Origin of the sequence: Aeromonas sp. INTO2, assembly GCF_049860605.1 — a bacterium.
GTDB lineage: Bacteria > Pseudomonadota > Gammaproteobacteria > Enterobacterales > Aeromonadaceae > Aeromonas > Aeromonas caviae.
Genome location: NZ_CP187588.1, coordinates 1,847,887 through 1,869,918 on the forward strand (window position 1 = coordinate 1,847,887; position 22,032 = coordinate 1,869,918).

At 54.6% G+C, this 22,032-nt stretch carries 19 protein-coding genes and 1 pseudogene; 17 read left to right on the top strand and 3 right to left on the bottom strand.

What is annotated here, in order from left to right:
• Positions 1 to 315: 315 nt before the first annotated feature.
• Positions 316 to 1,371, top strand: a complete 1,056-nt coding sequence (locus ACPW74_RS08830) for a primase-helicase zinc-binding domain-containing protein (protein WP_425858973.1) — start codon at positions 316 to 318, stop codon at positions 1,369 to 1,371.
• Here the strand turns inward: ACPW74_RS08830 and ACPW74_RS08835 are convergent.
• Positions 1,360 to 2,564, bottom strand: a protein-coding gene (locus ACPW74_RS08835; RefSeq protein ID WP_117027705.1) for an IS3 family transposase whose coding sequence is annotated in 2 segments (ribosomal slippage) — positions 1,360 to 2,246 and positions 2,246 to 2,564 — 1,206 coding nt in all. Because the reading frame shifts where the segments join, the coding sequence is not laid out codon by codon here. The genes ACPW74_RS08830 and ACPW74_RS08835 overlap by 12 nt on opposite strands.
• A 172-nt stretch (positions 2,565 to 2,736) precedes the next feature.
• Here ACPW74_RS08835 and ACPW74_RS08840 point away from each other — a divergent pair.
• Positions 2,737 to 3,741 (top strand): DNA primase family protein, encoded by a 1,005-nt coding sequence (locus ACPW74_RS08840; protein WP_425858974.1) that lies wholly within the window; start codon positions 2,737 to 2,739, stop codon positions 3,739 to 3,741.
• A gap of 59 nt (positions 3,742 to 3,800) precedes the next feature.
• On the opposite strand, the gene istB is transcribed toward ACPW74_RS08840, so the two are convergent.
• Positions 3,801 to 4,556, bottom strand: coding sequence for an IS21-like element ISAs29 family helper ATPase IstB (gene istB / locus ACPW74_RS08845; RefSeq protein ID WP_000194037.1), 756 nt, complete (start codon positions 4,554 to 4,556; stop codon positions 3,801 to 3,803).
• Between the two features lie 14 nt (positions 4,557 to 4,570).
• Positions 4,571 to 6,112, bottom strand: coding sequence for an IS21-like element ISAs29 family transposase (gene istA, locus ACPW74_RS08850; RefSeq protein WP_111809685.1), 1,542 nt, complete (start codon positions 6,110 to 6,112; stop codon positions 4,571 to 4,573).
• Positions 6,113 to 6,374: 262 nt separating this feature from the next.
• On the opposite strand from istA, the gene ACPW74_RS08855 reads away from it, so the two are divergent.
• The 15 genes and pseudogenes from ACPW74_RS08855 (at position 6,375) to ACPW74_RS08925 (ending at position 22,027) form a co-directional block, all read left to right on the top strand.
• Positions 6,375 to 6,707 carry a primase-like DNA-binding domain-containing protein gene (locus ACPW74_RS08855; RefSeq protein WP_425858975.1) on the top strand — a complete coding sequence of 111 codons (333 nt, stop codon included), beginning with the start codon at positions 6,375 to 6,377 and terminating at the stop codon, positions 6,705 to 6,707.
• A gap of 418 nt (positions 6,708 to 7,125) precedes the next feature.
• On the top strand, positions 7,126 to 7,620 hold the full coding sequence (locus ACPW74_RS08860) for a hypothetical protein (protein ID WP_202007524.1): 495 nt from the start codon (positions 7,126 to 7,128) through the stop codon (positions 7,618 to 7,620).
• A 344-nt stretch (positions 7,621 to 7,964) separates the two neighbouring features.
• A pseudogene (locus ACPW74_RS08865) lies at positions 7,965 to 8,913 on the top strand (IS481 family transposase).
• A 330-nt stretch (positions 8,914 to 9,243) separates the two neighbouring features.
• Entirely contained in the window at positions 9,244 to 11,220 is a 1,977-nt protein-coding gene (locus ACPW74_RS08870) for a type I restriction-modification system subunit M (RefSeq protein ID WP_202007526.1), read from the top strand.
• Between the two features lie 341 nt (positions 11,221 to 11,561).
• Positions 11,562 to 11,951 carry a hypothetical protein gene (locus ACPW74_RS08875; protein ID WP_425858977.1) on the top strand — a complete coding sequence of 130 codons (390 nt, stop codon included), beginning with the start codon at positions 11,562 to 11,564 and terminating at the stop codon, positions 11,949 to 11,951.
• On the top strand, positions 11,948 to 13,213 hold the full coding sequence (locus tag ACPW74_RS08880; RefSeq protein ID WP_202007528.1) for a PD-(D/E)XK nuclease family protein: 1,266 nt from the start codon (positions 11,948 to 11,950) through the stop codon (positions 13,211 to 13,213). The genes ACPW74_RS08875 and ACPW74_RS08880 overlap by 4 nt, the downstream gene beginning before the upstream one ends.
• 425 nt (positions 13,214 to 13,638) lie before the next feature.
• Positions 13,639 to 14,676 carry an IS630-like element ISAeme16 family transposase gene (locus ACPW74_RS08885; RefSeq protein WP_041206064.1) on the top strand — a complete coding sequence of 346 codons (1,038 nt, stop codon included), beginning with the start codon at positions 13,639 to 13,641 and terminating at the stop codon, positions 14,674 to 14,676.
• Positions 14,648 to 15,166 (top strand): hypothetical protein, encoded by a 519-nt coding sequence (locus ACPW74_RS08890; protein WP_425858979.1) that lies wholly within the window; start codon positions 14,648 to 14,650, stop codon positions 15,164 to 15,166. The genes ACPW74_RS08885 and ACPW74_RS08890 overlap by 29 nt, the downstream gene beginning before the upstream one ends.
• Positions 15,167 to 15,207: 41 nt before the next feature.
• Positions 15,208 to 17,481 carry a type I restriction endonuclease subunit R gene (locus ACPW74_RS08895; protein WP_425858980.1) on the top strand — a complete coding sequence of 758 codons (2,274 nt, stop codon included), beginning with the start codon at positions 15,208 to 15,210 and terminating at the stop codon, positions 17,479 to 17,481.
• 45 nt (positions 17,482 to 17,526) lie between these two features.
• Positions 17,527 to 18,444: an IS5 family transposase gene (locus ACPW74_RS08900; RefSeq protein WP_336580497.1), complete on the top strand. Its 918-nt coding sequence runs from the start codon at positions 17,527 to 17,529 to the stop codon at positions 18,442 to 18,444.
• Between the two features lie 139 nt (positions 18,445 to 18,583).
• Complete coding sequence (locus tag ACPW74_RS08905) at positions 18,584 to 19,441, top strand: hypothetical protein (RefSeq protein ID WP_425858982.1); 858 nt, start codon at positions 18,584 to 18,586, stop codon at positions 19,439 to 19,441.
• Positions 19,438 to 19,641 (top strand): hypothetical protein, encoded by a 204-nt coding sequence (locus tag ACPW74_RS08910; protein ID WP_425858983.1) that lies wholly within the window; start codon positions 19,438 to 19,440, stop codon positions 19,639 to 19,641. The genes ACPW74_RS08905 and ACPW74_RS08910 overlap by 4 nt, the downstream gene beginning before the upstream one ends.
• Before the next feature lie 88 nt (positions 19,642 to 19,729).
• Positions 19,730 to 20,934, top strand: a protein-coding gene (locus ACPW74_RS08915) for an IS3 family transposase (RefSeq protein WP_117027705.1) whose coding sequence is annotated in 2 segments (ribosomal slippage) — positions 19,730 to 20,048 and positions 20,048 to 20,934 — 1,206 coding nt in all. Because the reading frame shifts where the segments join, the coding sequence is not laid out codon by codon here.
• A gap of 122 nt (positions 20,935 to 21,056) precedes the next feature.
• Positions 21,057 to 21,281, top strand: coding sequence for a hypothetical protein (locus tag ACPW74_RS08920; protein WP_202007534.1), 225 nt, complete (start codon positions 21,057 to 21,059; stop codon positions 21,279 to 21,281).
• A gap of 248 nt (positions 21,282 to 21,529) precedes the next feature.
• Positions 21,530 to 22,027: a tetratricopeptide repeat protein gene (locus tag ACPW74_RS08925; RefSeq protein ID WP_280094287.1), complete on the top strand. Its 498-nt coding sequence runs from the start codon at positions 21,530 to 21,532 to the stop codon at positions 22,025 to 22,027.
• Positions 22,028 to 22,032 lie beyond the last annotated feature (5 nt).

Consider the following 22,032-nt stretch of genomic DNA (forward strand, 5'->3'; position numbering starts at 1 on the left):
ATAAAGGCCATCAAGGCTTGCTGGCCGAGATCCGTGTTTCGTCTTCTGATTCGGAGGGCAAGCGATGATCTATTTTGCATGGGCCGCTGATAGCCAGGCTGAAACCTTCTATGGACCACCCAATCCCAGAACCGGCAAACGCTCCCGTGTCGGAGTATTGAGTGCCTTTTGCAGCCGAAAAGCGAGATCCGCATTTATAGCGCAAAGCCAAGGGACTGCTGCTGTTGTAACTCGCCCCTATGCTCGCCAAATGAAGGCGGGCTTAGATGACCGGGCATTCACTGAGCTGGTAGCCGCTCTGGTTGGGGGCGAGGAATGAGCACTGTAAGGTTTGTTTCTGATGTAGCCGCCGCTGCTGTAGGGCTCTGGCCCGATTTGCTGGCGGGCCTTGGTCTCCATATTCCTCGTCATGGCAAGCATGGCCCCTGTCCTGCCTGTGGCGGCAAAGATCGCTTTCGACTCGATGACAAGGAAGGGCGAGGGACTTTCATCTGTAGCCAGTGCGGTGCTGGGGATGGTTTGGATCTGGTATGCCGGGTGATGAGCAAGAGCCCCATGGAGGCAGCAGAGTTGATAGCGCCTATGGTGGGGTTGGCTGCCGGTGGGCTAGATCCTGTCGAGCGGGGGCGCATCCACCAGCAACAACAGGCCAAGGTCAAAGAGGAAACCCGAAAGCGGGAAGATGGCCACAGGAAAGCTGCTGCACGCGCCTGCCGCATCATGAATGCTCATTCGCGTGGCTGTGGTAGCGCCTACCTATCAAGGAAAGGTTTTGCGGAACACCAGAGCGCGATCAGCGGTACCAAAGAAACGATAAACGGTGAGGTGTTCCCTGCCGGTAGCGTGATTGTTCCCTTGCTCGATGGCGCAGGGAATCTGGTGAACGTGGAGCTAATTCGCAACGAAGATGGTTTGAAACACACCTTGGGTGGTGGCCGCAAGGCTGGTGTATATCATCGCATTGATGGTGGGGGGCTGGTGGCAGTGGTGGAAGGCTACGCCACCGGTCTATCAGTCCAGCAGGCGACAGGGGCAACAGTCTATTGCGCGATGAGTGCCAACAATCTGATGAACGTGGCTGAGATTGCTAGAAGTCAGAATCCAGACGCCGAAATCATCATCTGTGGTGATCACGATTTGGATAACGCAACAGGCCAGCGTAACGACTCCACTAAGCACCAGACTGAGCAAGCAGCACTGGCTGTGGGAGGGCGTGCACTATTTCCACCAGAGGCCGGGGATTGGAACGATTACCACCAAGCTCATGGGCTGAGCAAGACACAAGAGGCCATCATGAGCGCTAGCACCAGACTGGCGGTCAGTGGATTTGACCCCATAGATCCAGACACTTTTTCCCGCTTAGGGTTGTGATACCCGACTGCGCAGAAATTCCCGAGGTGAACGGTATCCCAAGGCGCTGTGCGGGTGGTGTTCGTTATAATGCTCAAACGCGATGGCCAAATTGCCTACCGCTGTTCGGCTATCTGGTTTCGGCATCATCTCGATATAGTCTCGCTTCATCGTCTTCACGAAGCTCTCCGCTATACCGTTGCTCTGTGGGCTTCTCACCGCCGTCGTTCTGGGCTCCAACCCGATTTCTCGTGCAAACGCGCGGGTCTCATGGGCTCGATACGCCGAGCCATTATCAGTCAGCCACTCCACCGGTGATGCCGGCAACGCATCCCCGAAGCGTCGTTCGACAGATCTCAGCATGACATCTTGCACCGTGTCACTGTCGTAACCCCCGGTGCTGGCAGCCCAGTCCAACGCCTCCCTATCGCAGCAGTCCATGGCGAACGTGACTCGTAGTTTTTCACCGTTATCGCAGCGAAACTCGAAGCCATCCGAGCACCAACGTCGATTGCTCTCTTTGACGGCAACACGCCCCTTATGTGCCTGCTGGGCCAATGGTGCAGCCGGTTTTCTTTCCAGCAGCAGGCCATGCTCTCTCATGACGCGATATACCCGTTTGGCGTTTACTACAGGCTGTCTTGTTGCCTCTGACTGACGCCGTAACAGCGCCCAGACCCGGCGATAGCCATAGGAGGGAAGTTCTGCCATCGCCTCCATGATACGGCCAAGTAAGGCTGCATCATCACGCTGGCGATGATGACGACCATCTTGCCAACCTGGTTTGCGATGAACACGAACGGATAGCTGCGCACGCGATACATTAAGGGCCTGGCTCACAGCACTTAATCGTCGTCCCCCGGCAACAAGGGCGCATGCGCAATCCATTTTTTTGCTCGACCATACTCCACGGCTTCTTTGAGGATCTCGTTCTCCATGGTCTTCTTCCCGAGCAGACGCTGGAGCTCTCGGATCTGCTTGATGGCAGCAGCCAACTCGGAGGCTGGAACAACATCCTCACCGGCGGTGATCGCCGTGAGAGAGCCTTCCTGGAATTGTTTACGCCATTTGAAAAGCTGGTTGGCGTTGACGTCGTGCAAGCGAGCGACATGAGATACGGTCATTCCGGGCTCAAAGGTCTGCTGCACGATGGAGATCTTTTCCTGCGGAGTCCGGCGTCGACGGCGCTCAGCCCCTGTTAACACTTCGACCATTTTCTCGTTGCGACTAGTACTGAACATAGTTCCAAGACTACCTCTTAAATTAAGAGGGGCGAAGTGTCTGGATCTTCAAGGGGCCAATCTAGTCAGCCAAAGTCAAAACGCCAGCCAGAAGGGAGAGGCATCCAGGAAGATCGAGGAACGGGAGCATGAGCCACCAGCCACCATGATCGACAAAATGAGTGCTAGTCAGCGGGCTGCACTACTGGTCGAACGATTGGGGCAAGTTGCTATCAGCCTTGAGGCCGAGCGTGTCTATCGCTATGACGGTGGCCTATGGACACCATGGACAGATACAGAACTGCGCCGCGAAATGGCTGCCATCTTTACCGAGCATGGAGTTCCGTTCAGTGACAAAAGTATTGCCACCACAGTTTCCACTATGAAGCTGATGATCCCAACCATGGGCCAGCCAACCAAAGAGCTGATCGGCTTTGCTAATGGGGTTTATGACATGGCAACTCGCCAGTTTCGGCCACATTCGCCCAGCAATGGGCTGCTCACGCACAACGGCATCAACTATGCTCCGCCACTCGTTGATGAATGTCTCGAGCGGGATGCCCCCAACTTCACTAGGTGGTTATCTCACGCAGTCGATAACAACGCCGCCAAGATGGCTCGCATCAATGCCGCCTTATATATGGTGCTGGCAAACCGTTATGACTGGCAGCTATTCCTTGAGGTTACCGGTGAGGGGGGTAGCGGCAAGAGCATTTTTGCCAATGTGGCAATCCTGTTAGCTGGTGGAAAACGGAACACTGGCTCCGGCAACATGGCCTCACTGGACCACGCTAAAAGTCGCTACCAGTTTGTCGATAAACGGCTGATTGTGCTGCCTGACCAGCCCAAATACATCGGTGATGGCAGTGGCATCAAGGCCATTACCGGGGGCGATTTGGTCGAGATCGATGGGAAGTATGAGAAACAATTTGCCACTGTCATTCAGGCTGTTGTGCTGGCCACCAATAACGAGCCTATGGTCATTACTGAACGCAATGGGGGAATATCCCGACGTAGGGTGATCTTTACCTTTGACCGGGTTGTGGCCGAAGCGGATAAAGACCCGTTGCTTGGAGACAAGATTGCCGCCGAGTTGCCGGTGGTGATCCGATATCTGTTAGCCCAGTTCACCGAACCTGAGCATGCCCGTTGCGTATTCCGGCGAAGTTGAACAGCCATTCCGGCCAACGTGAACACCCTGATCCTTAACGCGCTCACGTCACCCCGTTTCTAACTCGAGTGTTCAGATTGGGTCAACTCACTTCTCCTCTTTCTCATCGATTCTCCCTTCAGTGACAGCCGGTGAGCGTTGTGCATCAGCCGGTCCAGGATCGCATCTGCCAGAGTGTTGTCCCCCAAGCTCGCGTACCACTCTTCCGTTGGCAGCTGACTGACCACGACCGTCGAGTATTTCCCGTACCGATCATCCATGATCTCCAGCAGGGCGTTGCGCTGCTCGGCATTCACCGCTTCCAGTCCCCAGTCATCCAGGATCAGCAGCTCTATCCTTGCCAGTTGACCCAGCAGTCTGGCGTAACTGCCATCTACCTTGGCCTGGCTCAGCTCAAGTAGCAGACGCGGCAGCCGGTAGTAACGAGTGCTGTGCCCCTGCTGACAGGCTTGGTAGCCCAGCGCACAGGCTAGGTAGGTTTTTCCGCAGCCACAGGGGCCGGTAATGAGCAGGTTCTGGCCCCGGCGCAGCCACTCTCCTTGGGCCAGGTTTGCCACCTGTGACCGCTCCAGGTTGCGTGCAGACTGGTAGTCCACCTCTTGCACCGTGGCCTGGAGTTTGAGCCTCGCCTGCTTGACCAGCCGAGCTTGTTTACGCTGCTCCCGGCTCAGTTGTTCGTGTTCGACCAGCAGGCTTAGCCGCTCGATGAAGGGCAGCCCTTCGTAGGTACTTGCCTGTTCCAGTTGTTGTTGCACGGCATCCGCCATGCCAGTCAGTTTCAGGTGTCTCAAGCGGGTCAGCGTTTGTTGGGTCATGGGTTTTTTCCTCGTTAGTGGAAGCTCTGGGGGCCGCGGATGTTCTCGTGCTCTTGCGGCAGTTCTGGATAACTGAGCGGACTTGCGGGCAGTTGGTCGCGGCCACTGGTCAGCACCGACTTGAGCTGCTTGAGCCGCACCAGTCCTTCCCGGTTGGCCAGCTGGCAACAGCCTTCGACTCGTGATGGCGGATACTCCCGGCTAAGACTCAGCAGTCCCAGGCAGAGTCGGTATGCCTGCTCGGCATGGGCTTTCTCTGCCAGCCGTTCGCTAACCCAGCACAAGGTGCCCGGTCCGATGTCGGCAGCCCACTGCTTAAGACGCCCTGGCGTCCAGCGTTGCTGCTTGCTGTGACGTTCCGGCATGTGCTCAGGGAGTGTGCTCATCCCCGGGATGGTTTTACGCGGATGGCTCGCGACCAGCTGTTGCTGGTGATAGACCTGAAGCAGGGTATCGCCCGCATGGAGCTCCAGTTGCTGACCCACATACTGGTGCGGCACCGAGTAATGGTGCTGCTCATAACTGACGTGATAGTCGATGTTGACCTTGACCGTTTTGATGGCGACATAGCGATAGGGATGCACCGGTAGTGACCCCAGTGCCGGGCGGTCCAACTGCTCAAACGCCTCGCGTCGGTTACCGGGCAGCTGCTTGAACGGGCGCTCGTTGAGCTCATTCAACAAAGCCCGGATGCACTGGTTTAGCTCGGCAAGCGAGAAGAAGGTCTGATGGCGTAGACGAGCCAGGATCCAGCGCTCGACGATCTGCACACCCACCTCGGCCTTGGCTTTGTCCTTAGGCTTGTAAGGGCGAGCTGGCATCACCGCCACCTGATAGTGCTCGGCCAACTGCTGGTAGCTGGGGTTGAGCTCGGGATCGTATCGGCAAGCCTTGCTGACACCGCTCTTGAGGTTGTCGGGGATCAGCAGTACCGGTGTCCCGCCGAAAAACTCAAAGGCACGGACATGGCTTTGCAGCCAGTCCGGCAGTGACTGGGACCAGGTGGCCTCGGCAAAGGTGTAGTTGGACGCACCGAGCACGGCGACAAAGACTTGTGCCTGACGGACCTCACCCGTAGTCGGCGACACGATGGGCACCGTGGGCCCGCAGTAGTCGATAAAGAGCTTTTCCCCCGCCTTGTGGATCTGGCGCATGGAGCGCTTTTGCAACTGACACCAGGACTTGTAACGGTCACAGAACTGGGAGTAGCTGTAACAGCTATTGGGATAGCGCTGGGTGTACTCCTCCCAGAGCAGCTGTTTGGAGACCCCCTTGCGCTTGAGCTCCTGATGGACAGAGGGCCAATCCGGCACAACATGGCGGGCCGAGATGGTGGTATCGGCCTGCGGATAGAACAGGGCAGCCAGTCGGCCATCATCAAGCTCGGTAGGTAAGGGCCAGGTAAGGCCGAGCGCCTGGGCACTTTTGAGGAGTTTCTGGATGGAGCCGACACTGACCTTGGTACAGATACTGATTTGGCGAACAGAGAGGTCAGCTTCCAGCCGCAGTCGCAGCACTTCACGAATTTTACGCATTGCAATCCTCTTGGCAGACATAGGCTCTTCCCTGGCAAAAGGGAGAGCGTATCAAAGGTTTTTAAATCAATGCGTTAAGGATGATTCCGGTGAATGTGAACAGTGATTCCGGGATGTTGAACACTGTTTCCGGAAAGGAGGGGCGAAGTGTTCAGGTTGAACCGGAATGAGCGTTCACATTGGTCCGGAAATGGTGTTCACGTTGAATCGGAATTGGTGTTCATGATCGGCCGGAATATGCACCCGTCACTTATTGCTGGAACAGCGTAACTCCGATGATGCCTTGATCATCAAACGAGCCACCGACCCCGTGATCGACCTTTGCGGGATGGTGCTCTTTCTGGATGAACCCAAGGGATTGATGATGGGGGGTAATCCGGAGATCAAGCGGGAACCCCGACGCTATCTCTATCATGCCTACCTTGCCTTCATGGAGTACCACGGTCTGGGGCGCCCGCTATCAGTTCAAGGTTTTAGCCGTGCGCTCAAGGCAGCAGCCAAAGAGTATGGCCGCCAATACTGCAGTCGGGTGATCAAGGGCAAATCGCAAACCAACATTATGTTGACCGAGGTAGCGGAGATGTTCTTACCCCAAGCGGTCTACGCCGATCAGTAATGACGGCATAGTGATGACAGAATGATGAGCTTGGCCGCTGTACCTGATGATACCTAGGACTTTCATCTACAAACCCTACCCTCCCTACCTAGCACAGCTGAAAGCCTTGCCAGGAAAGGGATATAAAGAGGTAGGGTGAGTATTCTCTAACCCTACCCAAACCCTACTGGTAATCTTTATCCCTACCGTCATGGCTGATTTGGCTTGGTTGCAAATCTAGGCTGCTCTGATTAACCAAACGGTGCCGGGGTAGGGTATGGGTAGGGTCTGAATGTTGAACCCTACACGCCTCAAGCCAGTCTTGGTAAGGCCTGCAACGGGGGTAGGCTGGGTAGGCACCAAAAGCGGTAAAACATTTCAGGGGATTAGCGGGCCAAGCCAATGATGATCCACCAAGCCCAACGTGAAGCAGAAGCGAATGATCGACGAAATTCTGAAGAGGTATGCCAAAGAGATAGCGAAAGAGGAAAAGCAGCGGCTAAAGGAGCAAAAACGAGCAGAACGCCAACGCAAGCAGCTAGAACGATTGTGCAAGCCAGCACCGGGAGTCGAAGACATTTTTCGGGATCGTAATGCCTGGGCTCGGAATGTCGGGCAGTCTAACCGTCGATTGATGGAACGAGCAGAACGAGACCATGCCATAGCCAAGCTGGGGCCGATCAATCACTTGGCTGCTCTTGTCGTTGCAATGGAGTGGCATCCGCACCATGCCTATATTCTGGTCGTCGCAACAGACCCCGGCGTGACCTGTGAGATGCTGACCGACTTCTACAACCTGAGCCATTCAAATCACAGAGTGCTTTTCCGTCGCTTGAACACAGTGCTAAAGCAGTTGGGTTGGCGTTTTGCCTCATACCCTAGGGGCGCACCAAATGAACCATGGGGTTGGGAGTTGGAGAAAATCCCGGGGTGATCCCCCCCTAAGTGATCACTTTTTGCGTTACAGGCGATCATTATTGCCCTGTGTGGCCATAGGGTTGGCATAACCCAATAAGAATGCGGGCTACAGCCCTGCTTACATTCCCAAATGTGGTAAAACGATCGCTTTTGACTGTACGGCTCTAGTGCAAAAACAGGATCGCTTACTCTCGGAAAATATCGTAGTAACTAACAGTAAAATAAGGAGTTTTATTAAAAGCAATCGTTTTGCATAACGATCCCTTTTCTGGCTAGCTGTGATCTCTCTGTAGGTTGTTCACTCGGGGCATTCCCGGAGAATTGGAGGCGCCAACCAAACCAATCATCCGAGGTGCCCGAGTGAACAACCATAAAAATGCCCGATTAACCGTCTTTGGTCGACAGCTTCTTGTCCAGCGTATCCTTGAGCAGGGCCTGCGCGTTGAAGAGGCCGCTCACGCTGCCGGGGTCAGTTCCCGCACCGCTTACAAGTGGCTCACTCGATATCGCCAGGAGGGACCTGAGGGTTTGTACAATCGCTCTTCTTGGCCCGCATCTTGCCCCCATGCCATTGATGACCAGCGCCAACAGAGGATTATCGAACTGCGCAAGCAGCGACGGACCTATCGGCACATCAGCCAATCTCTGGGCATAGGGCACAGTACCGTCGCCCGTATCCTGCAACGAATGGGACTGAATCGACTGGCTAATCTGGAACCTGCCACTCTGGTACAACGCTATGAACATGAGAAACCGGGTGACTTGCTGCATTTGGACATCAAAAAATTGGGGCGTTTCCATCGTCCCGGCCATCGGGTGACGGGTGACCGCCGCCAGGATTCTCCGGGGGCGGGATGGGAGTATGCGCATGTGGCGATTGATGACCACTCCCGTGTGGCGTTCAGCGCACTGCATCCTGATGAAACGGGACGCAGTGCCTGCCTGGCGCTGTTACAGGCACTTCGCTACTACGCCGGGCTCGGTATTCATTTCTGTCGGCTACTCACTGACAATGGAGCCTGTTATCGGTCGAAACGCTTCCAGAAGCTGTGTCGTCGGCTGGGGCTCAAGCATCTGCGCACCAAGCCTTACACACCACAAACCAATGGCAAGGCAGAGCGCTTCATTCAGACCGCCCTGCGTGAGTGGGCCTATGCACGGAGCTATGACTCGTCAGAGCAACGGGCAGAACACCTGCAACCGTGGCTGCATGAGTACAACTGGCATCGTCCTCATGCCAGTCTGAGGCTACCAGCCCCCCATCAGTTGTCTTCAATCTGTGAACAACCTGGTGGGTTTACACAGCTAGCCAGGATCGTTTTTTGTAGTCACCAGTCTCCTGATTCATCGCAAGCCCAGTCCTGGCAAGGGATTGCTGGTAGGGGGGATCGCACACATCTCTTCGACCGCCCCCGAAAAATGAAAAACCCTTTGTCCTGTTACGAGTGATCATTTGCATAGCGCCCTTGAGTTTCGCTGTATCGAAAGCTGAGGATTGATGGCGGTGAGGGAGCAAGGGAGGTATTGGTTCATCAAACTGCCTAGCTCACGAAAACACCATGTCCCCTGTGGTAAACTGCCCGCATTTCCGTTTGGTCCTGAATATGCCTCGGCAGTTCCCCGTACTTTGAGAATCCCAATGACCACCAATATCTCTTCCCTGGCTAGCCTGATCTGGTCGGTTGCCGATCTGCTTCGCGGTGATTTCAAACAGTCCCAGTATGGCCGCATCATCCTGCCCTTTACCGTACTGCGTCGTCTTGAGTGCGTGCTGGCACCGAGTAAGGCCCAGGTGCTGGCCATGGTGGATACCACCAAAGCCATGCCGGAGCTGGCCAAAGAGAAGCTGCTGCTCAATGCCAGCGGCCACGCCTTCTACAACAGCTCTCCGCTGGAACTGGCCAAGCTGGGTGAAACCCATGTAGGCGATAACCTGGATGCCTACGTGCGGGCTTTCTCCAAGGATGCCCGTGAGATCTTCGAGCACTTCAACTTCGATGCCAGCATCAACCTGCTGGAAGATGCCGACCTGCTCTACAAGGTGGTTCGCTCCTTTGCCAACGTGGATCTCTCCCCGGAAGCGGTAGACAACTACCACATGGGTCTGGTGTTTGAAGAGCTGATCCGCCGCTTTGCGGAAAGCTCCAACGAGACAGCCGGTGAACACTTTACCCCTCGCGATATCGTGCGGCTCACCACCTCACTGGTGTTTGCTGGTGATGATGAGGCGCTCGGCAAGCCGGGCATTGTGCGTTCCATCTATGATCCCACCGCGGGGACCGGTGGCTTTCTCTCGTGTGGCATGGAGTATCTGCACGAGCTGAATCCCGCCGCACGGCTGGCAACTTTCGGCCAAGAGCTCAACCCCGAGTCCTACGCCATCTGCAAGGCCGACATGCTGATCAAGGGGCAGGAGATCAGCAACATCAAGCTGGGCAATACCCTCTCTGATGACCAGTTGCCCTACAAGACCTTCGATTATTGTCTTTCCAACCCGCCATTCGGGGTGGACTGGAAAAAGGTCGAAAAACAGGTGCGGGATGAAGCGACCAAGCTGGGTTTTAATGGCCGCTTTGGCCCAGGCTTGCCACGGGTATCTGACGGATCCTTGCTATTTTTGATGCACCTCATCGCCAAGATGCAGCAACCCACGGCCGAGTGTGCGGGCTCCAAAATTGGGATTATCCTCAACGGCTCACCGCTCTTTACCGGTGGGGCGGGCAGTGGCGAGAGCGAGATCCGCCGCTACATCCTCGAGCACGACCTGCTGGATGCGCTGGTGGCCCTGCCCACCGACATGTTCTACAACACTGGCATCGCCACCTATATCTGGGTGCTGTCGAACCACAAACCGGCCGAGCGTAAGGGCAAGGTGCTGCTGATCAACGCCAGCGATATTCACAGCCCGATGCGTAAATCGCTGGGCTCCAAGCGCAAGCAGCTGAGTGATGAGGCGTTAAGCGAGATTGTCAGCCTCTATAGTCGCTACGAAGAGAGCCCGATCGCCAAGATCTTCCCTACCACCGCCTTTGGATATCGTCGTCTGACCATCGAGCGGCCGCTGAAACTGGCGTTCTATCCGCTGGATGCCGATCGTCTTGCCAGCCTCACTACCGACAAGGGATGGGCCAAGCTCGATGGCACTTTGCAGTCCGCCATCCTGACTGCCTTGGGCCAGTTCTCTGAGGCCAAACTGCTCTCACGCGACACCTTCAAAAAACAGCTGACCAAGTTGTTGGGTGAGGTCAAGCTGCCTGCTCCGGCCTTCAAGCTGCTGCTGAGCCATCTGGGTGAGCAGGACGATGCCGCTGAGGTATGTAAAGCCAAGGGCGAGCCGGAAGCCAACCCTGAGCTACGGGATAACGAGAATGTGCCGCTGGGGGAAGACATTTACGAATATCTGCAGCGTGAGGTGCTGCCCCATGTGCCGGATGCCTGGATCGACACTAGCAAGACCGACCCTTTGGACGGCCAAGTAGGTATCGTCGGTTACGAGATCCCCTTTAATCGCCACTTCTACCAGTACCAGCCGCCACGTGATTTGGCTGCTATTGACGCCGACCTCGATGCGGTCACCAAGGAGATTATGCAACTGCTGGCGGAGGTGCATTCATGAATGAAGCAGTGGTAACCCAAATACAAGGGCTAGCGGGCAAGTATCGGCCCTATCCTCAATATAAGGTTTCGGGGGTGGAGTGGTTAGGGGATGTTCCTAGCCATTGGGTACTACCGAAGTTTAAATGGCAACCTATAACCGGCAATGAGTTCGCATCGGGCCCTTTTGGCTCATCTATTGGTTCCCAATTTTATGTTGATGAGGGGGTTCCAGTTATTCGAGGAAACAACCTATCTCTGAATGCTAGGGAAGGTGCGAATAAGTCATATGGCACGAGAGCATTTAATGGTAACCCATTGATATTAAATGACTAAAATTTTCATTTTTTGTTCGTGGGATACTTGTTCGCACTTTCCCTGTATAATTCAAATTTGTTGAGAGTGAGATTTAAAAAAGATTTTGTCTCTAGTCCAGATTTCATGGGGTTTGTATTTAATTCCTCTGGTGCATTAGGATGGCTTGCCCTTCTTGCGAAGGGAACAACGAGTGTAGCTGCAATATATTATAAAGACTTACGTTCGATGGTAGTCCCTATTCCTCCAGTAGATGAGCAAAATGCAATCTCGTCATTTATTTCAAAGTGTTTAAGTCGACTGGATACTCTTGAGAAAAAAGCAATTCAATCAATAAATCTGATGAATGAGCGCCGTACAGCCCTGATTTCTGCTGCTGTGACCGGCAAGATCGATCTGCGGGGCTGGACGCCGCCAGCAGAAGAAGCCGCCGCATGAGTTTAATGCCGCAAACCGAGGCGACTGATGCGATTGCTTCAACCAGCAATGACGAACAGTACCGCTGGCTGACCGAGTTGATTTTCGATAGCAAGGAGCTCGATAAGCTGGGGGGCATGGTCTCCGAGTTCAATCTGTTTGAAGCGATGGGGATGGTGCGTCAGGAGATCCGCCACTCCCATTTTCTCGGCACCCTCTTCAATCCACGTGAGCCCCATGGCTTGGGCTCTCGCTTCTTTGAGTCGCTGCTTTCAAGGATGCTCTATGACTTGCCGGATCGGCGTAGTGGCGAAGTCTCTCTGCTCGATATCGATCTGTGCGATTACGACGATCTGCAGGTATTTCGCGAGCAAGATCGTATTGATCTACTGCTGGTGAGCGAGCAAAACCGTCAGGTTTTTGTTATCGAGAACAAGATTGATGCCGGTGAGCATGGCAATCAGCTGGAACGGTATGAGCAGGCCGTACATCGCCGCTACCCCGAGTATCGCAAAGTCTTTGTCTTCTTGACCCTCGATGGCAGCGAGGCCAGTCGCGATGGCTGGTTAAACCTGAGCTATGCCCAGGTCATTGAATGCCTGAGCGAACTGGTCACTGATTATGGCCACCAGATCCCGCCATCAGCCCTTATCGGCATCGAGCACTACATCACCCTATTCAAGCGATATTTTATGGAAGATACCGAGATTGCGGAGCTCTGCCGCCGCATTTACAAGAAGCACCAGAAAGCCCTGGATCTGATTTTTGAGCACAGACCTGCTGATGGCGATGGCCGAACCGAGCGCCGGGATTGGGCGAAAGATGTTATCGCTCTTGTCGCAGAGCAGCACGGTTGGGAGAGCGATAGTGAGACAAGAACAATGGTTCGCTACGCCCATTTACCGTGGGATGACGGGAAGGGGATGCGTTCTTCAAACTGGACCAAAAGTGGCCGTGTTGTTCTGTTTGAAATCCAAAGCAATACAGACAAGCTGGAACTGAAACTGATAATTGGCCCTAGCAGTGATGCCTCATTGCGTGACCATCTGTTTAGCCGTGTGGAGCAAAGTGGTGTTGCAGCGCTGTCGACACGTAAACTGCGACAAAGCCCGCAATGGAGCCAGGTCTACTCACTGCGTCTGCTCGATAAAAAACACACTGTCGATGAGCCTGACGAAGAGGCGTGCAAAAAACAGATCGACAAGAAGCTACAGCATTTCTGGTCACACGACTGGCCCCTGCTGAAAGAGACCATGGACAAGGCGATTGAGACGTTGCCGTGATGGGCATACGAGTTGATTAGTTGAGTAGAGAGGGATGCGATGATACGGGAGCTGGTTTGCAATCAATGCCAACAGGTAGTTCGTGAGGATGAGCTGTTTGTCCACTTGGTGACCAAACACAATTGGAAAGCCGCTCGTCGAGAGCTTTCTCCCAGTCATAGCGAACCAATACCACTCACCACTCGTGAGCCGCGGACGTTTGTCCCCCGATTAGGGCCGATGAAGCCCAGCATTAGCTCTGCTGCGTTTATTCCGGAAAAGTGTAAGTTTTGCCAAAGACCGGTAGATCCCGCCCAGTTAGTGCAGCATCTAAATAACCGTTCCGAAATGTAGATCACTTATCCGGGAAAGAAGGGAACTCGGCGTCGTTTGTGCGATCTGATTAATCGCCAAACCAATCAAACGACAAACGAGCCGAGCCCGAAATGATACTAACACTCCCCGACCATGATGAGCGACGCCGGATCATCAACAAGATGCACCGGACCAAAGATAAAGATCTCTGCCGGAGGCTCAACGCCATCTTGCTCCTTGCTGACGGGCACAGTGTCTCGGCTGTTTCTCGGCTCACAGCCGCCGCCCGGTCATCGATCAATCGCTGGGTGAACTGGTACACCTTGTACGGTCTGGAGGGGCTTGAAAGCGAGCCTCGGGGGCGCAAGCCGGTGCTGCCATTTGCTCACATCTCGGGTCTATTACAGCTGTTGATCCAGTTGTCTCCACAGGAGCTCGGATATCAGCGCTCGCGTTGGAGTACCGAACTGATGGCGCTTGAACTCAAACGGAGTTGGCGCCTGACATTGCATGCTTCAACAATACGGCGATGGCTGCCCAGGCTAGGGATTGTCTGGCGCCGGGCCGCGCCCACTTTGCACATCCGCGATCCCCATAAAGAGCGGAAAATGGCCGCTATCAATGAGGCCTTGGGACGCTGCAGTGCGGACCATCCCGTGTTCTATGAAGATGAGGTGGATATCCACCTAAATCCCAAGCTGGGGGCGGACTGGATGATGCGAGGGAAGCAGAAGAAAGTGGCAACTCCGGGCCAGAATCGCAAACATTACCTCGCTGGCGCCCTGCATGCCGGAACAGGTAACGTGACCTATGTGGCGAGCGATAGCAAAGACACGGACTTGTTCTTGTCACTGCTCCAAACACTAAAGCGGACTTATCGGCGCGCCAAGAGCATCACGCTGATCCTGGATAACTACATCATCCACAAGAGCAAAAAAGCACAGCGATGGCTGGCAAAAAATCCGAAGTTCATCGTGCTTTTTCAGCCGGTGTATTCGCCATGGGTGAACCAGATTGAGCGGCTGTGGCATGCCCTCCATGAAACGATCACCCGGAACCACCAATGCCGCACATTGGGTGAGTTATTACGTCGCGTGTTCTACTTCCTGGATCATGCCGCCCCGTTCCCCGGTAATGGACATGGGCTTATGCAACTGGAGCGAAATTAGGATCAGCTATTTAGTGGAGTGCGAAAAGAGCCAAAAGGCGAAAGCAGCAGCGAGAAAAAGCAAGAGTTTGGCACCTATTGCGAATGACCGAATGCTTTGCCCGCACTGCAACACTGAGGTCGGCAAAAAGAACCTCAACAAACATATCAAAAAGATGCATCCCTCTATCGCAACCCAAAGTCAGAAAGAGGGGGCAGCCCCTTCGTTGTTTCAGGCTGCACCGGGCCAATGTATCTGTCCTTACTGCAAAGTCAGCGTTGGTAAAAAGAAATACAAACAGCATCTGGAACAACGCTGCCCGAAAAGACCTGTGGGTGCATCAGGCGTGAAGTTACCAAATACCTGTCACGATCCCGATATTGCAGCCTATTTGGCACGTACCGCTGTACCGGAAGAGATCGGCCGATTTGGTAAACCACAAGCCAAAATTCGGCACGGCACTTATGGTTTGTCAAACATGGAATACGACGCTTGGGGAAGGAACGATTAAGCGATATTGGTTGACCATCTTTATTTATGACTGGAATAACAATGGATAACAAAGCACGGGAAAAGGCGTTTCAAGACCATATTATCGAGCAGCTGGCTGCTTCGGGCTGGCTGGTGGGTGAGTCGTCTCACTACGACAAAGAGCGAGCACTCTATCCGGAAGACTTGATCGCCTTTGTGCAAGATAGCCAGCCTGATGGGTGGCAGAAATTCTGCAAGACCTACGGCGAGCAGCCGGAACGCCACCTGCTGGATGGTGCGGTACGTCAGTTGAAACGCAGTGAAGGGGGAACCCTGTGGTTGCTGCGTAACCAGATTGAAGATCGCGGCCATCGACTCAAGGTCGCCAGCTTCAAGCCTGATCATGACTTGAATCCAGAACTGCTGGCTCGCTATCAAGCCAACCGGCTGCGGGTGGTGCCCGAGTTGGTTTATAGCCCCCATGGCTATGATGGCCGTATCGATCTGACCCTCTTTTTGAACGGCATCCCGGTGGCAACACTGGAGCTCAAATCTTGCTTCAAGCAGTCGCTGGAGAATGCCAAGAAACAGTATCGGGAAGATCGTCTGCCCAAGACCAATGGGCGTGATGAGCCACTACTGAGTTTTCGCCGCGGGGCGCTGGTGCACTTTGCAGTGAATCAGTTCGAGGTGGCGATGACCACTAAACTGGCGGGTGACTCGACTTTCTTCCTGCCATTCAACAAGGGCACCCGTGAGGGTGGGGCGGGCAATGATCAGCCCTTGCCAGTGAATGGTGAGGAGGGCATTGCTACCGGTTATCTGTGGCAAGAGATCCTGCAACCGGATAACTTCCTGCGGATACTGAGTCGCTATCTGCACCTTGAGGTCAAGGTGGAAGAGGATGAGCTGGGGCGGCAGAAGAAGAAAGAGACGATGATCTTTCCTCGCTATCACCAGTGGAAAGTGGTTCAGAATTTGTTGGCCACGGTGGGACAGGAGGGGGCTGGTCAGAAGTACCTGATCCAGCACTCGGCAGGGTCTGGCAAATCCAACTCGATTGCCTGGCTGACCCATCAGCTGGCCTCGTTCTACCTGGATAAAGGGGAGAAGTTGTTCAATTCGGTGATCGTGATTACCGATAGAACGGTGCTCGACAGCCAGTTGCAAGAGACTATCGCCCAGTTTGACCATGCTGATGGGGTGGTGAGTCGCATCAACCGGGAAGAGGGAGATGGCTCCAAGTCGGCACAACTGACCGAGGCACTGGCTAGTGGCACGCCCATCATCATCGTCACCATTCAAACCTTCCCGCACGTACTCAAGGCCATTCAGGAATCGACCACACTGAAAGGCTCTCGCTTTGCGGTGGTTGCCGATGAGGCGCATTCAAGCCAGACCGGCAGCACGGCTCGTCAGTTGCGTGAAGTCTTGATGGCCGAGCAGTTAGATGGGGAAGAGGAACTCAGCGGCGAAGATGTGATGAACATGACGCTGGCCGCTCGTGGCGGCAGCCAGAACATCAGCTATTTCGCCTTTACGGCAACCCCGAAGGGTAAAACGCTGGAGCTGTTTGGCCGCCCAGCGAACCCGGCGATGCCGCTTGGCCCGGATAACAAGCCCAAGCCATTTCATGTTTACTCCATGCGTCAGGCGATCGAGGAGGGTTTTATCCTCGACGTGCTGAAGAACTACACCAACTATTCGCTTGCCTACAAACTCGCCATGAAGGCAGAAGAGGCTGATAAGGAAGTGGATGCCAAGAAGGCTCGCATCAGGCTTTCCAAGTGGGTGCGGCTACACCCGCACAATATCGGCCAGAAAGTGGCGATCATCGTTGAGCATTTCCGCACCAACGTGGCCAATCTCCTGGGAGGGCAGGCCAAGGCAATGGTTGTGACGTCGAGCCGGCTGGAGGCTGTTCGCTACAAGCTGGCGTTCGATAAGTATGTAACAGAGCAAGGCTATGGTGCTATTCGTGCCATGGTGGCGTTCTCTGGCGACATCGAAGAGGAAGGGCAGAGCTTTAACGAGCGGAACATGAACCCCGAGCTTAATGGGCGGGACATGCGTAAGGCATTCGATACCCAGGACTATCAGGTGATGCTGGTGGCCAACAAGTTTCAGACCGGTTTCGATCAGCCCAAGCTGTGTGCCATGTATGTGGACAAGAAGCTGACAGGAGTGGATTGCATCCAGACCCTTTCTCGCCTCAACCGCACCTATCTAGGCAAGGAGAGCACCTTTGTGCTCGATTTTGTGAATGATCCGCAGGATGTGCTGGAGGAGTTCCAAAAATATTTTGAGACAGCCACCCTCGATAGGCCTTGTTGCTCAAATCGGGGAACTATCTGACATCTCGGTGATCTGATCCTGTAGCGCAGTCTCCGAGAGCATCAGATGGGCAAGTCCAAGCACAAGATCAGCAACTGGCAGCAGTACAACCAAGCCTTGGTGCAACGCGGTTCGTTGACCATCTGGATGGACGAACAAGCCATTAAGCAGTGGCATTGCCTGGTCCACCATGGCCGCCGAGGGAGAGGTTTCCACTACAGTGACACCGCCATTGAGACGGCCCTGATGCTAAAAGGCTTGTTCAAGTTGCCGCTGCGGGCGCTAGAAGGCTTCATTAACTCGTTGTTCCAACTGATGGCGGTGCCTTTGCAGTCGCCGGACTATAGCTGTATCAGCAAGCGCGCCAAGACCGTCGACATCAAGTACCGCGTCCCCAGCCAAGGCCCGGTGGCTCACTTGGTCATTGATGCCACCGGCCTCAAGGTCTATGGCGAAGGCGAATGGAAAATTCGCAAACACGGCAAGGAGAAGCGACGAGTGTGGCGCAAGCTCCACTTGGCGGTGGATGCCACAACCCATGCGGTCATCGCTGCCGAAGTCAGCCTGGAGACGGTGGCGGATAACGAGGTGTTACCGACGTTGCTCAACCCCTTACGACGCAAGATAAAACAGGTCAGCGCCGATGGTGCGTATGACACCAAGGCCTGTCATGCGCTACTGAAGAAGAAGGGGGCGAAAGCCACCATACCGCCGAGAAAAAATGCGGCACCGTGGGAGGAAGGCCATCCCCGCAACGAGGCGGTGACGGCGCTCAAGGCCGGTGAACTGAAGCAATGGAAGAAAGACTCCGGCTATCACCAGCGCTCGATAGCCGAGACCGCCATGTACCGGTTCAAGCAACTCATCGGGCCAACGCTGAGCCTGCGGAACTACAACGCCCAGGTGGGCGAAATCCTGGCTGGCGTGAAGGTGATGAACAAGCTGACAGGGCTTGGTATGCCTGTTCGCCAGCCAGTGAATTGAGTGGTATCAACGGGTTGGGGAACGGCCATCCAGCGACGGATTTGATCAACAACGCCCCCTCGATACCGTCTCCGATCCCAATCTGGTCTATGACCTGTTCCACAAGCTGAAAGCGACGGGCATCTTTACCTGGAGCGAGGTGGAGGCGTTTAGTGATGCCTATTTCGATCCCAAGCGTGGGGCCGAAGCCTTGCCCGGTTATATCAAACCGGCTGTCGAGCGGTTCACCAAACGTTACAAGCTGGCGAGTGAAGCTGTGCGGGAGTGTCGCCAGATGCTCAAACGCATCGAGCGTGAAGGCGGGTCTGCGACTGACAAGGTAAATGCCGAACGGCGGGTCAAAGAAGCGACCGAAGCCAGGGGCGAGCTGGATCTCTTCAAGAAAGATCTCAACAGCTATGTGCGGTTCTATGAGTTTGTCTCCCAGATCACCGCCTTTGATGACGAATCATTGGAGCGGCTCTGCGTGTTCGCCCGCCACCTGCTGCCGATGTTGCGTCAGGAGGTGCTGGAGGAGGACGAGATTGATCTCTCTCAAGTGTTGCTGAGCCATTACAACCTCAAGGCCAAGCGAACTCAGGATCTCAAGCTCAAAGCTGATGCAAGCGGCAATGGTTTGCAGGGCATCTCGGCGCTCGGCAGTGCCAAAGCAAAAGAAGAGAAGAAAGACTTCCTCTCTCACATCTTGGAGCAATTGAACGATCTGTTCGGTACAGAGGTGACTGATGGGGACAAGCTGGATTGGCTGCAGGGGATGGCCAGCAAGATTGCGGAAAACCAGCCCTTGATGGATCAGGTGCGAAATAACCCCCGCGACGCCATCATGCTGGGTGACTATCCCAAGGCGGTTGATGCGGCCGTGATCGAGCGGATGGATATCCAGAACGGCATGTCGCTGGACTACCTCTCTCGACCCGAGGCGGCCAATATCATCCAGGGTTTGATCTTGGACCTGCTGTTCAAGGGGTTCGGTAAGCCATTGCAAGGGAAGCTATGAGCAGTGTGAACTGGAATGATCTGTTGGCCCACCTCAAGGTGGTGGTGCCAGCAGGCAGCGTGACCAGCTATAAGGCGCTTTCGCGGCATTTTTATGGTCATGACAATGGTACTCAAGCTATTGCCTCCATGCTCAAGGCTGCCGTGGCAGCAGATGCTCACCATGCTACTTGGACCAACCGAGTGATAGGGGCTGATTAGATTGGCCCCTTGAAGATCCAGACACTTCGCCCCTCTTAATTTAAGAGGTAGTCTTGGAACTATGTTCAGTACTAGTCGCAACGAGAAAATGGTCGAAGTGTTAACAGGGGCTGAGCGCCGTCGACGCCGGACTCCGCAGGAAAAGATCTCCATCGTGCAGCAGACCTTTGAGCCCGGAATGACCGTATCTCATGTCGCTCGCTTGCACGACGTCAACGCCAACCAGCTTTTCAAATGGCGTAAACAATTCCAGGAAGGCTCTCTCACGGCGATCACCGCCGGTGAGGATGTTGTTCCAGCCTCCGAGTTGGCTGCTGCCATCAAGCAGATCCGAGAGCTCCAGCGTCTGCTCGGGAAGAAGACCATGGAGAACGAGATCCTCAAAGAAGCCGTGGAGTATGGTCGAGCAAAAAAATGGATTGCGCATGCGCCCTTGTTGCCGGGGGACGACGATTAAGTGCTGTGAGCCAGGCCCTTAATGTATCGCGTGCGCAGCTATCCGTTCGTGTTCATCGCAAACCAGGTTGGCAAGATGGTCGTCATCATCGCCAGCGTGATGATGCAGCCTTACTTGGCCGTATCATGGAGGCGATGGCAGAACTTCCCTCCTATGGCTATCGCCGGGTCTGGGCGCTGTTACGGCGTCAGTCAGAGGCAACAAGACAGCCTGTAGTAAACGCCAAACGGGTATATCGCGTCATGAGAGAGCATGGCCTGCTGCTGGAAAGAAAACCGGCTGCACCATTGGCCCAGCAGGCACATAAGGGGCGTGTTGCCGTCAAAGAGAGCAATCGACGTTGGTGCTCGGATGGCTTCGAGTTTCGCTGCGATAACGGTGAAAAACTACGAGTCACGTTCGCCATGGACTGCTGCGATAGGGAGGCGTTGGACTGGGCTGCCAGCACCGGGGGTTACGACAGTGACACGGTGCAAGATGTCATGCTGAGATCTGTCGAACGACGCTTCGGGGATGCGTTGCCGGCATCACCGGTGGAGTGGCTGACTGATAATGGCTCGGCGTATCGAGCCCATGAGACCCGCGCGTTTGCACGAGAAATCGGGTTGGAGCCCAGAACGACGGCGGTGAGAAGCCCACAGAGCAACGGTATAGCGGAGAGCTTCGTGAAGACGATGAAGCGAGACTATATCGAGATGATGCCGAAACCAGATAGCCGAACAGCGGTAGGCAATTTGGCCATCGCGTTTGAGCATTATAACGAACACCACCCGCACAGCGCCTTGGGATACCGTTCACCTCGGGAATTTCTGCGCAGTCGGGTATCACAACCCTAAGCGGGAAAAAGTGTCTGGATCTATGGGGTCAAATCCACTGATGGAAGCATCGTTGATGTAAACGGACAGGCGGATCAGCTGAAGGAAGAAGGTTGGCTGTTGCCACTCAAAGAGGTGAGAGAGTGAAGGAACAAGATGGCTTTTGCCTGCCAAACCGAATCCATGATATCGGTTCTTTAGTGGTTCAGACCAAGGAATGGGGCTCTAAACCCTCGGTTGAAGATCTCTGGATGGCCTATCTTCTCGCTCGCGTTCCTGCAGAACGAACGAATGATGAAATTCAGGCTCTCCAGTCATGGTTCTATCAAGAGGTTGAGGAGCAGGGCTATGAGCTCTTGCTCATATAGCCCCTTGTTCGACTCGCGTATGTTGCGGTTGCTCAAGTGTTTCTGCTAGTTGTGATGGATGTTGTCCCAATTGAACATAAAATGCGTTAGGCGCACTGCCTTTGGCTGGTGTTCGGCCCATGATGCCGACGTGAACGGCAATTTGGTGATCGCGTCGAGGGTTTCGCCAAAAGACACGCTCAGGTCCAATGCTATTTGGGCAATAATGGCGGCACTGATGGTGATACCCATCTTGAGGTTTTAAGCCTATGGCCAAGGCGGTGACCTGGTATCTCAAGGTGGCAGAGCAAGGGGGGGCAGAGATGAAAAAAATGATGTTGCCGCCATTGTTGGCGGTGTTGCTAGTGAGCGTTTTTTTCCCAGAGCCTGCCAAGGCGGAGGTGACTTTTGGCGATGCCATGCAGGCTGAACAGGGTGATGCCCAAGCGCAATTTAAGCTGGGTTTGATGCATTACAACGGCGAAGGTTGGCCACAGGACTTTAAGCAGGCGTTCGCTTGGTTTCGCAAAGCAGCCGAGCAGGGGCACGCTACCGCTCAACATAACCTTGGGGTGTTCTACGCTAAGGGTCAAGGTGTGCCACAAGACTACCAGCAGGCGTATGCGTTGTTTTCGGTAGCGGCTGCAAATGGATATGCTGATGCAGTAACGAACCGCGACATCCTGGCAACGCGGTTAACCCCAGCGCAGCTTGTGGAGGCGCAAGCGCTGGCCACGCAGTATTTTGAGCGCTCCTGGCCTAAATAGTATTG

Coding starts and splice junctions, on each gene's coding strand:
- ACPW74_RS08910 (WP_425858983.1), top strand. CDS start 19,438: ATGAGCAGTGTGAACTGGAATGATCTGTTGGCCCACCTCAAGGTGGTG.
- ACPW74_RS08840 (WP_425858974.1), top strand. CDS start 2,737: ATGATCGACAAAATGAGTGCTAGTCAGCGGGCTGCACTACTGGTCGAA.
- istA (WP_111809685.1), bottom strand. CDS start 6,112: ATGTCTGCCAAGAGGATTGCAATGCGTAAAATTCGTGAAGTGCTGCGA.
- ACPW74_RS08885 (WP_041206064.1), top strand. CDS start 13,639: ATGATACTAACACTCCCCGACCATGATGAGCGACGCCGGATCATCAAC.
- ACPW74_RS08860 (WP_202007524.1), top strand. CDS start 7,126: ATGATCGACGAAATTCTGAAGAGGTATGCCAAAGAGATAGCGAAAGAG.
- ACPW74_RS08900 (WP_336580497.1), top strand. CDS start 17,527: ATGGGCAAGTCCAAGCACAAGATCAGCAACTGGCAGCAGTACAACCAA.
- ACPW74_RS08880 (WP_202007528.1), top strand. CDS start 11,948: ATGAGTTTAATGCCGCAAACCGAGGCGACTGATGCGATTGCTTCAACC.
- ACPW74_RS08895 (WP_425858980.1), top strand. CDS start 15,208: ATGGATAACAAAGCACGGGAAAAGGCGTTTCAAGACCATATTATCGAG.
- istB (WP_000194037.1), bottom strand. CDS start 4,556: ATGACCCAACAAACGCTGACCCGCTTGAGACACCTGAAACTGACTGGC.
- ACPW74_RS08890 (WP_425858979.1), top strand. CDS start 14,648: ATGGGCTTATGCAACTGGAGCGAAATTAGGATCAGCTATTTAGTGGAG.
- ACPW74_RS08830 (WP_425858973.1), top strand. CDS start 316: ATGAGCACTGTAAGGTTTGTTTCTGATGTAGCCGCCGCTGCTGTAGGG.
- ACPW74_RS08870 (WP_202007526.1), top strand. CDS start 9,244: ATGACCACCAATATCTCTTCCCTGGCTAGCCTGATCTGGTCGGTTGCC.
- ACPW74_RS08925 (WP_280094287.1), top strand. CDS start 21,530: ATGGCCAAGGCGGTGACCTGGTATCTCAAGGTGGCAGAGCAAGGGGGG.